Consider the following 18,748-nt stretch of genomic DNA (forward strand, 5'->3'; position numbering starts at 1 on the left):
TTCCTTTTTCTTATATGTCTAATACTTGTCTTAAATTCACGATACTGGTAAACAAGTGGGTATCAAGTCCTGCAGCTTGACCTGCTTCGATATCAATCGGCCGATCACCAATGACAAGACCAGAGCTAATCTGATACTTTTCTCTTAAATAAAGCATGGATTCGGGATTTGGCTTTCTCTTAAAGCCTGAGCTAGAAGTCACCACTTCTGTAAAATAAGCTGCTATAGAGGTTTTTTCTAAAATTTCCAAAACCTGATCATTTCGATGAGAGACCAAAAAATGACGGCCACCTTGATTTGAAATGACTTCCAATAGGTCAGAAACTCCTTCAAATAAAATCGGGTGTTCAAGCTCTCTGGCTTCATTTTCCTTGTACTTTTCTAAAAAATTCTCTAAATTGGGAGCGAATGTCTCAATCGCAAAAGGAGTAGAAACCTTTAAAGCTTGATAGACACTGTCATGGTCTTGTGTGATACCATACAGTGCCAATGTTTCAACAAATGCAGCTGTTGAAGTTTCATAATTATCCAGTAAAGTTCCACCTAAATCCCAGATGTAATCGTGATATTTCATATCCTTCATTATAGCATTTTTTTATGAAAAAAGCGATGATTTCCCTGAGTTTTCCACATAAAAAACGAGAGAATAACTCCCGTTTTACTGATTTTTACCAAAGACATCTTGATAGAGCATTCCTGTTCGTAAACTCTCTGCGTCCCCTCCTAGTTGCTCCACCAACTCGTAGGCAAAGGCAAGGGCTGTTGAAGGACCCCGACTGGTTGTCAACTGACCATCTACCACTACTGTTTCCTTGACGTAGTGACCATCAAGGATTTGCTCTTGAACGCCGTCATAACAAGTGTATCGCTTATTTTTCAATATCTCTGCTTGATTGAGGGCAATTGGTGCCGCACAAATGGCTGCTAGTTTCTTCCCTTCTTGCTCGAAGCTTTGCAATTCTTGAATCAAGGTCTGATTATCACGTAAATGTGCAGAACCAGGCATACCTCCAGGAAGAACAATCATATCATAGTCTGATAAATCTCCATCAAAGACATGATCTGCTCTTACTTGGATTGCATGCGAACCCGTTACTTGCTCTTCAAAACCAACCATATCACATGTGATATTGGCTCGACGCAAGACATCTACAACTGTCAAGGCTTCAATTTCTTCAAAGCCCTGAGCTAACATAACTGCTACTTTTACCATGATTTTCTCCTTATTTAATTTGTTTTAATACAACCTTTTTCCGTTTGAATGGGACTTTTCCGCTCTTTTCTTCAGCTAGATTAGTCTGGTAACTCATCGATAAAAGCAAACCAACACCAATCAGATTACTGATAATAGCTGATCCCCCTTGCGAAATAAAAGGCAAGGGAATCCCCGTCAAAGGAAGTAGTCCAGTCACAGCACCGATATTCTCAAAGATGTGGAAGAGCAACATCATAATCAAACCTGTGGAAATATAAGTGTAGAACTGGTTATTTGATTTAAGAGTAATCTTCAACATACGGTAAATCAACATGAGATAGAGGGCAATAACCAGGACAGAGCCAATAAAGCCAAAATCTTCTGCAATAACCGTAAAAATCATATCTGACTCTCGAACTGGGATAAGCAGATTCGAAGCATTAAATCCCTGACCAAATAAGCCACCACTCCCAATGGCAATCTGTCCTTGAGCCTGCTGGTAAGTCGTTGTTTGGGCAAACTCAAAGGGATTGAGCCAAGCCAAAATCCGATTAATTTGGTAGGTCGGCATTCCAATCTGGTGAAGAAAAGCTCGTCCGTCCTTGCTAATAAAGATAGCTAAGAAACCAGCAACTCCTGTTACAGCAGTCACAAATACTGGGATAATAATTTTCCAAGAAACCCCTGATAATAAAACGATTCCTGAGAAAATGGCTACAAAAACCAAAGCCGTCCCCAAGTCACTTTGAAGTGCTAAAAGAACTAGGACTGGAATGGTAAAGAGAATCATCCAGAAAATTAACAAAAAGTCCAGCGGAACCGTGCGTCTCCATTCCTTATGTTTCTTTGTAAATTGGACAATGACACGAGCCAACATGAGGATATAGGATATCTTCATAAATTCTGACGGTTGGAATAGGGTAATTCCATTTATTGATACCCAGTTTTTGGCACCCGTTGATGCAACTAAGCTTGGATTATAAAATACAATCGGCAAGATCATAAGTCCCAAGCCTAAAATATATAGAAAGGGGGTCACCTTCCAAAGAAATTCTGTATTAAAGAGCATGACCACAAAACCAATCACAAGCCCCAAGGCAATCCAGGCGACCTGCTGCCCTAAAATGGGCAGAATATTATTGGGATAATCATGACTAACGGCTATATAGATAGCCACCACACCGATGACCAGTAGAAAAAATACTGGCAAGAGCAAACTGTAATCGACTCTTGAGTCGAGAGAACGTTTCATATATACTAACCTTATACTTTCATACAATACTATTTATCAAAGTTCATTAAAAAATCTATCAATAGCCTCGTCAACTTCGGATCGAGAGATGGTTTTAACAGTCGCTTCTTCTGCTAGAGATGCTACTATTTGTTTGCCGTATCGTTTTCCGACGATTCTCCTATCCAAAATAAGAGTTAAGGAACGTTGGTATTCACGTCTCATACTTCTTCCCAAAGCCTGTTTTAAACGAATAATGGCCATTGGCAATTGATAATCATAAAAGGCATTTTTCCCTTCTTGATTCAGTTCTTGATTAATCTTTTTCGTCAAGGGTTCTTGAGGATTTTGGAAAGGAAGCCTCGGTACAACTTGAATCACAAAAGGATGGCTTGAAAAATCAACTCCCTCCCAGAAACTTGCTGCACCAAGCAAGATTTGTTGTTCACCTTTTTCAAAGCGTTTCTTTAGCTGATGAACATCCCCATTTTTATACTGGGCCAAGTGGCTAACTGTAAGTAAATCCGATACTGCTAGAAGCATGTCTTTAGCGGTAAAGAGAACCAAAATCGGTTGCTGGAAAGCTTGAATTTCCACTAGTAAAGCAGCTACCTCTCTGGCATAGACTTCTAAGGAGGTTTCTGTTACCAGAGGGAAATCTTTGACCATAACCACTTCTTGTTCCTGTTTTCCCCGAGATTCAATCTTGACAAATTTGACTTCAGGATAGCCTAAAAGGTCTGCCAAAGAAACCCTCTGACTAATCTCAAGAGTAGCTGATACTCCCAAGACTTGGCAACTCTCAGGAAGTAAAGAGGACAGAAGAGTACGGCCTGATTTTGTAGAAGAAATCTGAATTTTCTTTTGACTCGTTTCAGTTACTTCAAGCCAGTAATCACCTTCAGCTGTAAAATAGCGAACCAGCTCATCAAAGCCTTCTACTTCTAATTCTGAAAAATACTGATGGAGATTGTCCAGAGAATCTAAGATATTTTTCCTAGATTTACCAGACTGAAATTGTTCTATCAAGTAGAGACACTCAAAGCGAATACTTTCTAGTATCCGTTGTTGAACCCTGTTTTCTTCTCCTACTAAAGCCTTATCAATTAAATCGATAATAGATTGTATATCGTAGGTCTCTTGAAGCAGATTTTCTAGAGCTAACAAAATCTTTTGGACTTCATCAATAATCAGTAAACGGTCACTGACAAATTCAGGATTATCTTCAAGTCTGGTTACGAGATAGGCATGATTAGTCACTAAAAGCTTGCAAGTCTCTGCCCTTTCTTGACTACGTTTCCAAAAATCTTCCGTCACAAATAAGTTCTGGGATGATAAATTCCCATCATGACGAAGGTCTGCTAGAAAATGTTGGTAACGGTAGAGTTGCCCGATTTCATCCAAATCTCCTGTCTCTGTCTCAGTAAGCCAGACCAAGACTTGCATTTTAAAGCGTCTAAATAAGCGATTTTCATCATTTTCCTGCAAGGAATGATAAAAGGCATCCAACTTCAGATAATTTTGTGGTCCCTTTAAGCTATGAATATCTGTATGGAACACTTCCTTGAGGCGTTTACCTTCTTCTTCCATGATTTGATTTTGAAGAATCTTTGTCGGAACACTAAGAACAATTTGTCGCTCTTTGGATTGAGATAAAGCGGGTAAGAGATAGCCATAGGTTTTCCCAATCCCTGTCGGCGCTTGAATCAGAGAGACAGGTTCATCTTTCAATAGCAAGCCAACCTCTTTAGCAAAACTTTCTTGTTCCTCCCTCACTTCAAGGTTCAACAGAGAAATATTTTTAGAAAAGTCTTGAGATAGTTTTCGTGGCTCCAGAGAAGCTGCCATTTTCTTAAAATACAGACCTTGAACTTGGACCAAGTCTGGAGAACTCAGGATAGATTGGTTGCGATAAGTTTCCTCAATAACCAGGTAGGACTCATATAGGAGAGCGTCAGCCATTTCCAGCAAGCGTTCCAAGAGACCTTTAGGAAGCTGGGTCATCTTTTCCCGTAAAAAAAGAAGTAATTCTGCTGTAGCTTGGGCATCTGAAAGGGCTGTGTGTGCGTGTTTAAGAGGAATTCCTAATTCTCGACACAAAATCGGCAAGCTATATTTTTCCAGTTCAGGGAAAAAGACCTGGGCCAATTCGACCGTATCAACACGAGGGTTTCTTAGCTCATAGCCTTCAAAAAATAAATTTTCCGCCAAGAGATTAGCATCAAACTGAACATTATGGGCTACAAAAATCCCATCCTCCACCAAGTCAAATATTTTTCTGGCAACTTGCGAAAAATCAGGTGCTTGCGCCAGACGTTGGTCTGTCAATCCTGTCAGTTCTTTGATATGAGCATCCAAGGGTTCATGTGGATTGACATCCGTCGTATAGTGATCGACGATTTCTCCATCCTCAATCACGACAATTCCCACTTGGATAATTTTAGCCTTACTACCTGTGCTAGTTGCCTCTAAATCCACCACAACATAGCGATTACCAATCGTTTTCATTATAAAAAATTATACCAAAAAAAGGGCCATTTGGCACCTACAAACATAGGATAATTTTCAAACTCAAGAACACTACTTTTCTTAAAAATCCCATCGAATAGAGCATTCTAGCCTGCTGATTTTTGTAAAATAGTGAAGAAATACGAAAAATTGAGAGAAGAAATGTTTGCATCTTCCTTCTCTCAACGAATCATGTATTTTATTTAACCATGTCAGGATCGTAGTCATAAAATCCTGTATCAAGGAAACGGTTTTTAGGGTGAAGTTTACGAACTTCTTCATCCAGCAAGAAGGCTTGATCATGGCTAAAGTTGCCCTCTTGAATCAAGTTACGCGCTTGGATAAAGAGTTTTGCAATCTCAACAAAGTTCTGACCAGGAGTGTAGAGCCCTTCTAGTTTCCAGCGAGTAAAGCCATGCTCCACCAATTCTGTTAATTTGATCATCAAATCAAGGTCATTGTTGGCAAAGATATGGGTCCCATGATTATCTTCAAAAATGGAATAGTGGCTCTCTGGATCACTTGGCTCAGCCAAGAAGAGGTCACGTTTATGCGTCTTTTCATCATCGATATGTGTAAAGTTATAGTAGTTTTGCAAGAGTGGACGTTTAGAATGATGGATGACGCTAGCACCGTAAACCAAAACTTCAGCAGGAATTTCCAAAATCTCTGGCATTTTGAAAAGTTCAGCTGATGGAATTTCACGCGCCAAAACAGCCTCAGATGCGCCAGCCTTTTGTCCCCAGAAGTTAATCTGACGACTGCTAGTTACCATGGTTGAAGCATCGTAGATGGTCTTAAATGAATAACCATCGCGGTTAACTACGTAAAAGACGCCTGCATCCCCAATCGTAATATAGTCTGTCTTGATTTCTTCCAAGAAGTCTAAGAAAGGCTTGATACGGTCCATCATATCTTGGTGCATGAGAGCATTGACCGCAACGATCAATTCCTTACCAGCATCATGAACCAACTTAGCGATTTCACGTAATTGGTCATAACTAAAGGTCGTTGGCAGACGAAGGCCAAAATCTTTCTCACCGACATAGATACGGTCTACGCCAGCTTCGAGTAGTTGTTCAACTTGTTCAATACTTTCAGCAGTTGCTGTAATGACAATCTTTTCCATAAGAAAAATTATACCACATTTCTCCAAAATCATCCATGCTTTGAAAATGAAAAGGGACTTTATTCTTTTTGTAACCTTTCTGTAATAATTCTCTGCCGAAAAAATGATAAAATAGGTATGTACTGTTAAGGAGAGAATTATGCCCGTAAGAAAATTACAATCCTATGAGGTAGACTATCAAGAAGAATTAAACCAGCAGCTTCCTCATTACCAAGCTTATACACCTGAAGCGCAATCTGATGCCAATCTCAAGGAAATCCTATTTTTTATTAATATCGCTGTTTTTTGTATCTGTATTGCTATCTTTAGTTTTATCTTTTTAGCATTAAAATTATCAACTGCTCTTGCCTTTGCCGCAGCAATCGGATTCAGCTTACTTGTTTTAAAAGTTCAACGGTCTATTATCAAACGAAAACGTAGAAGATAAATCCAAAATATCGCCCCAGTTGGAGCGATATTTTTATTTTTTCTTTTTAGATGGTGTCTGAATGGCAATCTTCACTTCAAAGATTGTTCCCTTGGGTTTATTATCTTTGACAGTAACAGTTCCTTTTAGAGCATCTACAATTTGCTTGGCTAGGGATAATCCTAAACCAAAACCACCTTTTTGCCGGGTTCTAGCCTTGTCTACTCGATAAAAACGGTCAAAAATTTTCTTTTTATCTTCTGTCGAAATACCGATTCCATTATCAGAAACAAGTAAATAAAGATTGCGATCGGTCGCCGAGATAAGAAAATCAATTTCACCATCCTCCTCAGTATACTTGACGGCATTATCGAAAAGAATGGTCATCAGTTGTTTCAGAAGAAGCTGATCTGTGACAATTGTTCGATGGATACGATTTTCAAAACGGAAGACACGATTATTTTCCGAAGCAATCATCTCATAGTTTGTGAAAGTTGTATTAAAAAAGCTAGTTGGAACTTCTGCAAGCTCTGGCTTAATCCCATCATCTCTCCGAGCTAAGTTCAGCAAGCTTGTCGTTAAAAAACGCATATTTCGGACTTCTTCCAAACTCGATGCAATGCTTTCACTCACATCCATAATGGTAGCTTCTGGCTTACGAAAAAGGGTCTCTAAGCGATTTTGCAAAACTGCGAGTGGAGTTCGTAACTCATGACTGGCATTTTCCACAAAAGACTGTTGCTTCTGCATACTCTCAAGCAGGGGCCTAACACTGACCCTAGCTAGATAGAGACTGGCAAGTAAAGACAAAATCCAGAAACTAGCCATCACGACCACAATCAATTGCTCATGCTTTTGACTAGCCTGCTCCAACTGACTGGTATTAATCAAGACAGCAGCATACTTGATATTGGTTGAAACCGAACTAATATTGGTCTCCATCAAAATCACACGATAGATTTCTTCCTGCCCATAGCTATTAAAAACCTGAATCTGGTAGATATGTCCTAGTTCTTTCTTTTCTAACTTAATCTTATCCAAGCCCAAAAATCGATTTCCAGAAAGAAGTTGAGTAAAGTCCTTATCAAAGAGAATGACTTCCGTATTGGAACTGACATTAGGTTTTATTTCTACTTTACTAGCGTCCGCCCTAGCATTTTCTAAATCTTTAATCTCTTCTGTTGCCCTATTTATAGCCAGCTGAATAACTGCTTGAGGATTTTCACTCAGTCCATGAAGCTTATCGTCCACCGAAGTATAAAGACTCGAATGCATGACTTGTAAAATAATCAGAGTCATTGTAGAAAAAATCAGGGTGAAGACACCGAAGTTGCGGATAAAATAACTAAAGTCATCCGCATACCATGTTTTTTTAAGTTTACTGAACATCTTTTAAAAGATACCCAACACTACGCAAGGTTTGCAAATTCTCTGCAAAAGTGGTTCCCTTTAATTTCTTACGGACTTTTGAAACATAGACTTCGACAACCGAAATCGTTGTATCACTATCAAATCCCCATAGACGGTCAAAAATCTGCGTCTTAGGCAAAATCACATTTTGATTTTGAAGGAAATAAACTAGTAAATCGAACTCTTTCCCCAGCAATTCGACAGGAGTATCTTCAACTTTAACGGTATTGGTTGATAAATTAACCACGATATTCCCATAAGTCAAGGTGTTTTCATTAAACTTCCCTGAACGTTTGAGAAGGGCCTGAATCCGCATTTTAAGTTCTTCTAGGTAGAAAGGTTTGGTCAGATAATCATCCGCTCCCAGTTCAAATCCATGTCCCTTGTCATCCAAACTTTCCTTGGCAGTCATAATCAGAACTGGTGTCGTAATTCCCTTTTCACGCAATTCTTTTAAGACTTGGAAACCATTTTTTTCTGGCAACATCAAATCCAGCAAAATCAAGTCATAGACACCACTCTCAGCTTCGTAGAGACCTTCTTCTCCATCAAATACCTGCATAACATCCGCAAAATCGTCTAAAAAGTCAAATACTGAATTTGACAGACCTAGGTCATCCTCAACCAATAAGATTTTTATCATGAGAAACTCCTCCTTATTAAAACTATTATACCAAATTTGCCTTAAAAAAAACTCAACTCTCTGCATTTTACATGAGATAGCTGAGTTTTCTTTTTATTTTAGGCTTATTTATGCATTTCCGTATTGAAGAACAACTGCTTCGACTGCAGCTTTTTCACGGCTAATCAAGTCAACACGTGCTGCAATTTCCTTGATTCCCATACCGATGTTACGGCTAAGAGCAAGGTCAGAAAGTTGCGGCTCAAAGAACTCCTTGTATTCCGCCAAGCGTTGCTGAGTCTTAAATACATGAGCAGGAAGGATAACAAAGCTATCAAAGCTCATATCTCCTCCAAGGGCTGCCTTAATCCAAGCCCAGTTTTCACGCGCCCAAGACCAAGCTGTTTTCTGAGTTGCTTGATGAGCTAGGAATTGGTAATACCAAGCAGACAAGTCCTGTGGTTTGACCACAAATTTGTCCTTCCAAGAAGTAATCAAGTTTTGGATATTATCCGCATCTGTACTGTATGCAAGAGCTGCTGCCAACTGGCGTTTAAAGACAGCATCTGTTGCGTGAGTATAAGTATCAAGATAAAGTGCTAACAAGTCTTTAGTCTCATGATGTTTCATCTCATTAATCAGAACTTGTGAACGAATAGCTGCTGGGAGTCCTGCAAGATTCTCCTTGTGTGTTGCGAAGATTTGGCTAGCGACTTGACTAGCTTCTGCATCATTTGAGCGAATCATCATCGAAACAGCCAGCTGACGAACCAATTCATCCTCATCTGATTCTCCGTCTTTAGCTTCAAAACCAAGACGGTCATAGTTATGACGAGCCAATTTAGCAACCAGTCCTTTGAAGGCTGTTTCAGCATCCGTTCCTTCATCAATAAAGCGCTCAAGAGCTGAAATCACTTGAGAAACAGCTGAAACCACCAGATAAGACTCTTCCTTAGCAAGTTTATCAAGAACTGGAAGCAAGTCTGCATAAGAAATGTGCCCTGCCTCAGCCAACAAACGACGTTCTTGAACAATTTGCAGTTTGCTTGTGTTATCAAGTGTCTCTAGCTCAGCAAGAACAGCTTCTAACAAGTCTCCTTGATAGTCGGTAATATAGTGGGCAGTATTTTCAGTGTTGAGACGAAGAGCTCCTTCATTTTCAGCAAGAAGAGCTGCGTAGCCAGGGATTTCGATACTTTCAGTTTCGAGTGTATCAGGCAAGCCTTTCCAGTTGCTATTGAGGGGCACCACCCAGAGACGGTTCTTGTCTTCGTTCTCACCGATGAAGAATTGTTTTTGTGAAATCTTCAAGACATCATTTTCAACTTTGACAGTAAGAACTGGGTAACCAGGCTGTTCCAACCAAGAATCCATGAAGGCTGCGACATCACGTCCTGACGCTTGACCAAGGGCATCCCAAAGGTCACTACCAATGGTGTTGCTGTATTGGTGTTTTTCAAAGTAGGCGTGCAAACCTTTAGCAAAATCAGCATCTCCTAGCCAACGGCGAAGCATGTGCATGAGACGGCTTCCTTTGGCATAGACGATAGCGCCGTCAAAGAGTGTATTGATTTCATCTGGATGTTTAACTTCGACGTGGACAGACTGAACGCCATCAGTAGCGTCACGTTCAAGAGCAAGAGGTACTCCACCTGTTTGGAAATCTTCAAAGATATTCCAGCTTGGTTCGATGGTATCCACACAGACGTATTCCATCATATTAGCGAAACTTTCATTGAGCCAAAGGTCATCCCACCATTTCATAGTCACGAGGTTCCCAAACCATTGGTGAGCCAATTCATGAGCCACAACAAGGGCAACTTGTTGACGGCTAGCAAATGTAGAGTTTTCATCGACAACCAAGTAAACTTCACGGTAGGTCACAAGACCCCAGTTTTCCATAGCACCAGCTGAGAAGTCAGGAAGGGCGATGTGGAGAGATTGAGGAATTGGGTACTTAACTCCATAGTAATCTTCGTAAAACTCGATAGAGCGAACAGCGATATCCAGTGAGAAATCAAGATTTGAAAGTGGATGTGCTTTGGTTGAGTAGACACCTACCAGGGTACCATTTTTAGTTTTAGCGGTCACCCCTTGCAAATCACCAGCAACAAAGGCCAACAAGTAAGAAGACATGCGAGGTGTTGTCTCAAACTTCCAGATACCTGTTTCCTTACGGTTTTCAACATCGATTTCTGGCATGTTTGACAAGGCCAATTCACCTTCTGCTTGGTCAAAGCGAAGAGAGAGGTCAAAAGTTGCTTTGGCTTCAGGCTCATCCACACATGGGAAAGCTTCGCGCGCAAAATGGCTCTCGAACTGAGTAGACAAGACCTCCTTCTTGACTCCATCAACTGTATAATAAGAAGGGTAAATCCCTGTCATGTTGTCTGTAATTTTACCAGAAAAGGCAAGAACCAATTCAACTTGACCAGCCTCAGCCAATTCGATATGAAGGGCTTCATTGTCATGGTCAACTGTAAATGGACGAGCTTGACCTGCAACTTCTACAGAGGTGATTTCCAAGTCTTTTTGGTGGAGGGAGATGCGGTCACTCTGTGCTTGACCAGTGATGGTCACTTTCCCAGAAAAAGTCTTGGTCTCACGACTCAAATCTAAAAATAAATCATAATGTTCAGGAACAAATTGCTTAATAAAATGTTCAACTGCTTGCATAGTTTTCTCCTATTCTAAGTTTAAGAGCTGCTGCTCTTCTTCAAACAAACTTATTATATCATATTTTGCTTGAGAAAAAAGGATTGGACAGCGATTTCCAAAACTTTCTTCCTTCTAATAGTCTACAGTGGGTAGACCTTGCGAAATTCTTCTAAAACAACCTTGCTTTCAGGTGTAAAAGTCAGCCCTACTTCACCCAAACAGTCTGTGAAAAAGTCCTCATGAACCTGGCGCCAATAGGCAAGTGATTTGTCTCCCTCACCTTCCTTAAAGGCATGTTGCGCAGAAACTTGATTGAAGAGTTCAACAGAAACCTTTGTAATTTCGACAATGCAGACAGCCTGATTTTGACTATCTAAAATGACATCGAAGGTCCCTACTTGGGGAAGTGGTTCGTCTTCTAGTACATAGAGGTCATAGGCTGATGCTGTTGCTGTCTTTTCTCCTTTAAACACCAAATCCGCTAAAAGGTCTGGTTCAACTCCAAAAGCCCAAGCATCGATTTCATCTCCGATCAAAGGATTGATTTGCTTGTATTTATTCCACATTTCTTGCGGTGTCATGGGTACTCCTTTGTAATTTTTTACTTTCTTCTTTTATGTGTTTAAGATGATCTGGATGGTCAATCTCTAAATCAAAAATCTCTGGAATAGAACTGTAGTGGATAATGCACTTGATACCCAACTGATTCATTTTTTGTATGAAAGAAGTATTCAGATAGCCTGCTACAGCAAAATTAATCTTGTTCTTTCTTGCTTTATCCTGCATATCTCTTAGCATATCTAACATTATTGGACTTTCCATATCATGCCATTGACTGTTTCTCATAGTCGCAAAAACAAAGGAAGTCAAATCATTCATTCCAACTACAATCTTTGAAATGCCCGTTTCCAGTATACTAGATAAGTCAAAATACGCTGACGGTAATTCAATCATCGTTCCGACTTTCCCAGTAAAGCCATACTGACGCAATACTGTAATAGCTTGTTTTAATTGGTCGGCATCATTGACAAAAGGAAAGATAACAGATAGATTGGGGTTGGTTTGATAAACTTCTGTAACGACATGTGCTTCAGCCTGAAATTCATCCAAACACGCCAGTAAACGCCTAGTTCCTCTATAGCCAAACAAGGGATGCCCTTCGTCAAAAAACTCTTTAGTCCCCACTAAACAATTGGCTTCTGTATTCGTTAATTCAGTAAAACGATACCAAACTTCTTCATCTGAGTACAGGGAGCAGATAGTCTCTAGATAATCTTTTACAAATTGCTGACAACTTGCTAATATGATGTTTTGATTAAGCTCTCTCAACAAATATTCCCCACGAATCATGCCGACGTGGTGAAATAGTTGAGGATAAATTTTTTCAAGAATTTTTTCGCCACTAAGGGCAAGTTGATTTCTCATCATTCACCTTCCAATTCATGTAAGAAGTCTTGTCCAGTTCTGGAAATCCTAATAATTCAGACTTAACCTTAAAGACTAATGGCGATGCATTTTCTTCTGTAATCTCTTGAATATCCATCCAAATATATCCAAGTGAATCATTCGCACCATCAGACACAGCTTCCGAAATCGTAACTTGAGGTGCACTCTCATTCATTTCAACATCATACAAGGCCATGACATGGTGAACCATAAAATTTTTTAACTCTTCTCTGACGAAAACATCGTAGATTCGAGGATTAGAGTAGCTTCTAACAGTAAATCCCGTCTCTTCCATAACTTCTCTAGTCAGCGTTTCCGTCAGTCCTTCACCAAGTTGCTGACTGCCTCCAGGTAGATCATACCGATGTTGATAAGGGCCTCTCGTTTTTTCAATGCAGAGTAACTTCCCATTTTCTAAGCAAACAGCGTAGACTCCAAAGTGTTTTTTGATTTCCATCCAACTCCTCCTACTTCAAAGACCAGCCACCATCTATTGTCAAGATTTGTCCTTGCATGGCGCTCGCTTTTCCACTTGCTAAAAAAAGACTAAGCTCTGCTATTTCCTCTGGCTCAATCCAGCGCTTGATTGGGGTTTCACTAGCCACCCAGTCAGCCAAACCACCTGGTTCAAAATCCGCAGCGGTCATAGCTGTCTTGACTGCTCCTGGAGCGATACCAAAGACCTGAATCCCAGCTTCAGCATAGTCTAGAGCCAACTGCTTGGTGAAGCCAGCCAAGGCATGCTTGGATGAAGTATAGGCGTGACCACCTCCACCTGCTAGGCTAGAAGCAATGGAACACATATTGATGATGATTCCCTTTTTATTTTCCAGCATTTGTGTCAAATAATACCGAGTCAACTCTACTGGAATAATGTAGTTGATTTCAAAAATCTCTTGAATGTCCTGCGCCGTTTGTTCCAACAGTGGTTTGTAATCATCCAAAACTCCGGCAGTATTACACAAAACATCCACCTGAGGGCACCAGTCAAAAATAGGTTCCAAGTCCAAGGTCAAATCTCTCTGTAAAAAGTGAAAATCACCCTCTAAGAGTGGCTTTTCACCTTGGTCAACTCCATAAACTTGATAGCCCTTCTCTAAAAAGAGGCGAGCTTGAGCCAATCCGATCCCTGAACTCACTCCTGTAATGAGTACACGTTTAGTCATGCACTTCTACCCAATCCGTTGCCAAAACATCACAAGCTGTCGGGCTCCACATGGAAAAACCTTCTCCTTCTCCAGACACGTTGATTAAGAAATAAGGTGTCACTTCAAGTGCAAGCCCATTTTGCTCGATGGTATCAAAGAGTTGGACATAGTTTTCAGCACCTCCCCAACCAGTTCGTACATATTTTTTCTTAGCCTTTAAGCCAGGTAGAATTTCTTCAAATGTCATGTTTTTCTCCTTTAATGTCAATAATTCTCCCCTTCATTATAACAAAAAAACCGCTTTAAAACGGCTTTTTGACTGTGATTTATTTACATCTTCTTCTACTTACGGCAAATTATTCCCTGCAGCAAGATAAATTTCATACCATTCTTTTCTTGTTAAGCTAAAGTTTGCCGCTTGGCTAACTTCTCTCAAGTGCTTAGGATTTGTGGTACCTACAACTGCCTGCATTTTTGCTGGATAACGCAATATCCAAGAAATGGCAATAGTTGAAGAGGTTACTCCATATTTAATAGCTAAACGATCAAGTACTTGATTTAAAGCTTGAAATTTCTCATTTCCAACAAAATTCCCTTTAAAATACCCGAATTGTAAGACAGACCATGCTTGAATGACCACATCGTGTAATTGGCAATATTCAAAAATGCTGCCATCTCGCATAGCTGCTTGACTATCTTCCATATTAACATGAAAAGCTGATTCAAATCCTGGAGTAAAAGCCGCACTCAATTGTAGCTGATTAACAGCTAACGGCTGCTTGACATCTTTTTTAAGCAACTCCATCATCATAGGATTTTGATTAGAAACTCCAAAATCTCGAACTTTACCTTGTTTATAAAGGAGATCAAAGGCTTCTGCTACTTGGTCAGATTCCATCAAAGCATCTGGTCGATGAAGGAGCAAGCTATCTAGATGATCAATCTTCAATCTTTGCAAAATACCGTCTACTGATTTTATAATATAGTCCTTAGAAAAATCAAAATAGGTAAATTCTTCAATGCGAATGCCACATTTGGACTGAATCCACATCTTTTCTCTTAAATCTGGACGATTTTTTAGGACAAGACCTAACAGTTCTTCACAACGACCACGACCATAAATATCAGCCAAGTCGAAGGCATTGATTCCAACAGAAAGTGCTGTTTCTACAAGCTCTTCAACTTCTTTTACAGACTTATCTTTTATTCTCATCATTCCGAGAACAATTTCTGATAATTCTTTGTCATCTTGACCAAGAGTTATGTATCTCATCAAATTTTTCTCCTTTAATTTCTAACATTCTTCCCTTCATTATAACAAAAAACCGCTTTGCAACGGCTTTTTGACTATACTTCACTCCATTTTATCTTCTTAAACCCACGGAACAAGACAAAGATTCCAATAAAGAGGACAGCTAAAGGAATAACTTTTGTAAGGAAAACATTTGAAATTCCCATCCACTCATAATAACGGAGCAGAGAACCCACCACAAGATGGGCAATAATCATACTGACAAATGGACGAAAGACCGCTTCTTTCCAATTCCAAATACAGATAACTAGCGAAATCGTAAAGACAGACAAACTATCCCAGGGAGCCGGAATATAAAAGGCTCCTTCTTGTATGAAGCTTGCCATTCCTACATATCCTAAAACAACTAAAAGAACTATAGTCCCAACAACAATGTAAGTGCCAATTTTCATTTTAGGAGAATCTTGGACTAAACTTCTTCGTAAAATTGTGGCCACAAGTCCAAATCCAATCAGAAAAATAAGAAGTTGCCCTAAAAATGTGAGCAAATTGACTGTTAAGAGAGGACCTTTAGAAAAATCACTTAGTAGTTGATAATAACGTAATACCGCCAGGACAAGAATTGGCGTCAAAAGGGACTCTTTGATAGAACTGCGAGGTGCTCCCTTGAGAATCTCTTTCATTATTTTTTTAGGATTCTTACCTAGATAATCCTCTGCACTCATGCCATCTCGTTCTGCTTCTGAGAAATCTAGCATCATCAAATAGATCTGCTCTCTGAGATAGTCTTCATCATAGAGAAATCCAGCAAGATTAAAACTTTCCCACAACTCCTCAAAATACTTTTGATTCTCCTCAGAAAACTCATGTAGCAAAGCGCTTGTTTCTTCGTAATACTTCATTTTCTTCATGGTTTAACCCCCATTCTTAATCCCTTCTACTTTTTGACTCAAATCGTCCCATTGTTGCCAAAAGACTGAGACACGCTCTTCTCCTTCTTTCATTAATGAAAAATACTTCCGATCTGGACCATCTGGCGACGGGCGCATGTCGCCTCTTATCCATTGATTTTTTTCTAACTTTTGCAACAAAGGATAAATAGTTCCTGGAACGATAGTATCAAATCCAGCCTCTCGCAAAGTCTGAACCAACTCATAACCATACCGCTCTTTTTGACCAATCATATCCAAGACACAACCTTCAAGAACACCTTTTAATAGCTGAGTTTCTTTCATCACTTCTCCCTTCTAATCTATTTTGTAATACCTACTAGTAACTTCACCTATAGTATATCACTTCTACACTAGTTTGTAAAGCATAATAGTTAATACTCTTCGAAAATCTCTTCAAACCACGTCAGCGTCGCCCTACCGTATGTATGGTTACTGACTTCGTCAGTTTCATCTACAACCTCAAAACAGTGTTTTGAGCTGACTTCGTCAGTTTCATCTACAACCTCAAAACAGTGTTTTGAGCTGACTTCGTCAGTTTCATCTACAACCTCAAAAACATGTTTTGAGCTGACTTCGTCAGTTCTATCTACAACCTCAAAGCAGTGCTTTGATCAACCCGCGGCTAGCTTCCTAGTTTGCTCTTTGATTTTCATTGAGTATAAATAAAAAAACAGAACTAGTCTGAACTAGTCCTGTCTACTTTTACCCAATCACACTTCCATTTGGTACAGCTGGATCAACTGTGAGAAGGGTTAATTTGCCATCATGTTCAGCTGATAGAATCATACCCTGGCTGACATATTTTTTCATCATTTTACGTGGTTTGAGGTTAGCAACGATTTGAACTTTCTTGCCGACCAATTCTTGTTCATTTGGATAGTATTTTGCAATTCCTGAAAGAATCTGACGATCTTCTCCATCACCAGCATCCAAGCGGAATTGAAGCAACTTATCTGAACCTTCTACTTTAGACACTTCTTTGACTTCTGCGACACGGATTTCAACCTTGTCAAAGTCTTCAAACTTGATTTCATCCTTGTTTAGTTTGAGCTCAACTTCGTCCGGATTCCATTCTTTTTCGACTGCTGGTTTATTGCCTTCCATTTGTTCCTTGATATAGGTGATTTCTTCTTCCATATTTAGACGTGGAAAGATAGGTGTTCCTTTGGCAACTACAGTCACATCTGCTGGGAAGTCAGCCAAACTCAAGTTTTCAAGACTAGAAACTTCTTCCAAACCAAGTTGAGTCAAAACTGCACGACTAGTTTCCATCATAAATGGTTCAATCAAGTGAGCAACTACACGAATGCTGGCTGCCAAGTGGCTCATGACACTTGCCAATTGGTCACGAAGAGCTTCATCCTTGGCCAAGACCCATGGTGCGGTCTCATCGATGTATTTATTGGTACGAGAGATCAGAGTCCAGACTGCTTCAAGCGCACGTGGATAGTCAACTGCTTCCATGTGTGTATGGAAGTCTGCGATTGATTGTTCTGCAACCTCAGCAAGAACATGATCAAATTCAGTCACACCTTCTACATAGGCAGGGATTTGTCCATCAAAGTACTTATTAATCATGGAAACCGTACGGTTAAGGAGGTTCCCAAGGTCATTAGCCAATTCATAGTTGATACGGCCGACATAGTCTTCAGGAGTAAAGGTTCCGTCTGAACCAACTGGAAGGTTACGCATGAGGTAGTAACGAAGTGGATCTAGTCCATAACGCTCTACCAACATTTCAGGGTAAACGACATTCCCTTTTGACTTAGACATTTTTCCGTCTTTCATGACAAACCAACCATGGGCAATCAAACGATCAGGTAATTTAACATCCAACATCATAAGAAGGATTGGCCAGTAGATAGAGTGGAAGCGAAGGATATCTTTTCCTACCATATGGAAGACTGTTCCATTCCAGAACTTGTCAAAGTTACCATGTTCGTCTTGAGCGTAGCCAAGAGCTGTCGCATAGTTAAGAAGGGCATCAATCCAAACGTAGACAACGTGTTTTGGATTTGATGGGACAGGCACTCCCCATGTAAAGGTTGTACGAGATACCGCCAAATCTTCCAAACCTGGCTCGATGAAGTTGCGTAGCATTTCATTAAGGCGACCATCTGGCGTGATAAATTCAGGATGAGCTTTGAAAAATTCGACCAAACGGTCTTGGTATTTGCTAAGGCGAAGAAAGTATGATTCTTCAGAAACCCATTCAACCTCATGGCCTGATGGAGCAATACCACCAGTCACATTTCCAGCTTCATCACGGAAAACTTCTGCCAGCTGGCTTTCTGTAAAGAATTCTTCGTCTGATACTGAATACCAACCAGAGTATTCACCCAAGTAGATATCATCTTGAGCAAGTAAGCGTTCAAAGACTTGTGCGACAACTTTTTCATGGTAGTCATCAGTTGTACGGATAAATTTATCGTATGAGATATCTAGTAATTGCCAGAGTTCTTTAACTCCAACCGCCATTCCATCAACATAGGCTTGAGGTGTAATACCAGCTTCTTCCGCTTTCTGCTGGATTTTCTGACCATGTTCATCAAGACCTGTCAGATAAAATACATCGTAGCCCATCAGGCGTTTGTAACGTGCTAGGACATCACATGCGATAGTTGTGTAGGCAGAACCGATATGAAGTTTCCCAGATGGATAGTAAATCGGCGTTGTAATATAAAAATTTTTTTCAGACATAATTTTTCCTTTCCAGGCAAATGAAACCTGTTTTTCTAACACTTCATTATATCACATTTTTAATGAATTTCGATAGGGAAATCCATACAA

At 39.9% G+C, this 18,748-nt stretch carries 18 protein-coding genes; 1 reads left to right on the forward strand and 17 read right to left on the reverse strand.

The annotated features are described in order from the left end of the window. Positions 1–10 precede the first annotated feature (10 nt). From AT689_RS09795 to AT689_RS09815, 5 genes are all read right to left on the reverse strand, one after another. Complete coding sequence (locus AT689_RS09795) at positions 11–574, reverse strand: HAD family hydrolase (RefSeq protein WP_000873702.1); 564 nt, start codon at positions 572–574, stop codon at positions 11–13. An 84-nt stretch (positions 575–658) separates the two neighbouring features. Then, a complete protein-coding gene (locus tag AT689_RS09800) occupies positions 659–1,213 on the reverse strand; it encodes a DJ-1 family glyoxalase III (RefSeq protein ID WP_000241397.1) in 555 nt (184 codons plus the stop codon). 10 nt (positions 1,214–1,223) lie between these two features. Next, complete coding sequence (locus AT689_RS09805) at positions 1,224–2,447, reverse strand: FtsW/RodA/SpoVE family cell cycle protein (RefSeq protein ID WP_000830659.1); 1,224 nt, start codon at positions 2,445–2,447, stop codon at positions 1,224–1,226. 36 nt (positions 2,448–2,483) lie between these two features. Continuing rightward, the gene (locus AT689_RS09810) at positions 2,484–4,934 is read right to left on the reverse strand and encodes a bifunctional DnaQ family exonuclease/ATP-dependent helicase (protein WP_000848690.1); all 2,451 of its coding nucleotides are present in this window, start codon (positions 4,932–4,934) and stop codon (positions 2,484–2,486) included. Between the two features lie 199 nt (positions 4,935–5,133). Continuing rightward, positions 5,134–6,063, reverse strand: a complete 930-nt coding sequence (locus AT689_RS09815; RefSeq protein ID WP_000411850.1) for a peptidase U32 family protein — start codon at positions 6,061–6,063, stop codon at positions 5,134–5,136. Between the two features lie 139 nt (positions 6,064–6,202). On the opposite strand from AT689_RS09815, the gene AT689_RS09820 reads away from it, so the two are divergent. After that, entirely contained in the window at positions 6,203–6,490 is a 288-nt protein-coding gene (locus AT689_RS09820) for a DUF3270 domain-containing protein (RefSeq protein WP_001145225.1), read from the forward strand. A gap of 33 nt (positions 6,491–6,523) precedes the next feature. On the opposite strand, the gene ciaH is transcribed toward AT689_RS09820, so the two are convergent. The 12 genes from ciaH to metG all read right to left on the reverse strand — a co-directional run bounded on the left by ciaH (position 6,524) and on the right by metG (position 18,658). Beyond that, complete coding sequence (gene ciaH, locus AT689_RS09825; protein WP_000491790.1) at positions 6,524–7,858, reverse strand: two-component system sensor histidine kinase CiaH; 1,335 nt, start codon at positions 7,856–7,858, stop codon at positions 6,524–6,526. Next, positions 7,848–8,522 carry a two-component system response regulator CiaR gene (gene ciaR, locus AT689_RS09830; protein WP_000590640.1) on the reverse strand — a complete coding sequence of 225 codons (675 nt, stop codon included), beginning with the start codon at positions 8,520–8,522 and terminating at the stop codon, positions 7,848–7,850. Before ciaR ends, ciaH begins: the two co-directional genes overlap by 11 nt. Positions 8,523–8,630: 108 nt before the next feature. Then, positions 8,631–11,177, reverse strand: coding sequence for a M1 family metallopeptidase (locus tag AT689_RS09835; RefSeq protein WP_001149118.1), 2,547 nt, complete (start codon positions 11,175–11,177; stop codon positions 8,631–8,633). 122 nt (positions 11,178–11,299) lie between these two features. Then, positions 11,300–11,740 (reverse strand): ASCH domain-containing protein, encoded by a 441-nt coding sequence (locus AT689_RS09840; RefSeq protein ID WP_000188826.1) that lies wholly within the window; start codon positions 11,738–11,740, stop codon positions 11,300–11,302. Beyond that, positions 11,715–12,584 (reverse strand): putative PEP-binding protein, encoded by an 870-nt coding sequence (locus AT689_RS09845; RefSeq protein ID WP_012677086.1) that lies wholly within the window; start codon positions 12,582–12,584, stop codon positions 11,715–11,717. Before AT689_RS09845 ends, AT689_RS09840 begins: the two co-directional genes overlap by 26 nt. Continuing rightward, positions 12,562–13,062 (reverse strand): NUDIX hydrolase, encoded by a 501-nt coding sequence (locus tag AT689_RS09850; RefSeq protein WP_000403345.1) that lies wholly within the window; start codon positions 13,060–13,062, stop codon positions 12,562–12,564. The genes AT689_RS09845 and AT689_RS09850 overlap by 23 nt, the downstream gene beginning before the upstream one ends. Before the next feature lie 10 nt (positions 13,063–13,072). Continuing rightward, positions 13,073–13,771, reverse strand: a complete 699-nt coding sequence (locus AT689_RS09855) for a 3-oxoacyl-ACP reductase (protein ID WP_000167112.1) — start codon at positions 13,769–13,771, stop codon at positions 13,073–13,075. Beyond that, positions 13,764–14,000: a DUF2829 domain-containing protein gene (locus AT689_RS09860; protein ID WP_000141910.1), complete on the reverse strand. Its 237-nt coding sequence runs from the start codon at positions 13,998–14,000 to the stop codon at positions 13,764–13,766. The genes AT689_RS09855 and AT689_RS09860 overlap by 8 nt, the downstream gene beginning before the upstream one ends. A 99-nt stretch (positions 14,001–14,099) precedes the next feature. After that, complete coding sequence (locus AT689_RS09865; protein WP_001269465.1) at positions 14,100–15,026, reverse strand: aldo/keto reductase; 927 nt, start codon at positions 15,024–15,026, stop codon at positions 14,100–14,102. 74 nt (positions 15,027–15,100) lie between these two features. Further along, positions 15,101–15,916, reverse strand: a complete 816-nt coding sequence (locus AT689_RS09870) for a hypothetical protein (protein WP_000738402.1) — start codon at positions 15,914–15,916, stop codon at positions 15,101–15,103. 3 nt (positions 15,917–15,919) lie between these two features. Continuing rightward, the gene (locus AT689_RS09875) at positions 15,920–16,240 is read right to left on the reverse strand and encodes a PadR family transcriptional regulator (RefSeq protein WP_000665420.1); all 321 of its coding nucleotides are present in this window, start codon (positions 16,238–16,240) and stop codon (positions 15,920–15,922) included. Positions 16,241–16,660: 420 nt separating this feature from the next. Further along, the gene (gene metG, locus AT689_RS09880; RefSeq protein WP_001291372.1) at positions 16,661–18,658 is read right to left on the reverse strand and encodes a methionine--tRNA ligase; all 1,998 of its coding nucleotides are present in this window, start codon (positions 18,656–18,658) and stop codon (positions 16,661–16,663) included. Positions 18,659–18,748 lie beyond the last annotated feature (90 nt).

This window comes from Streptococcus pneumoniae, from assembly GCF_001457635.1.
Taxonomy (GTDB): domain Bacteria; phylum Bacillota; class Bacilli; order Lactobacillales; family Streptococcaceae; genus Streptococcus; species Streptococcus pneumoniae.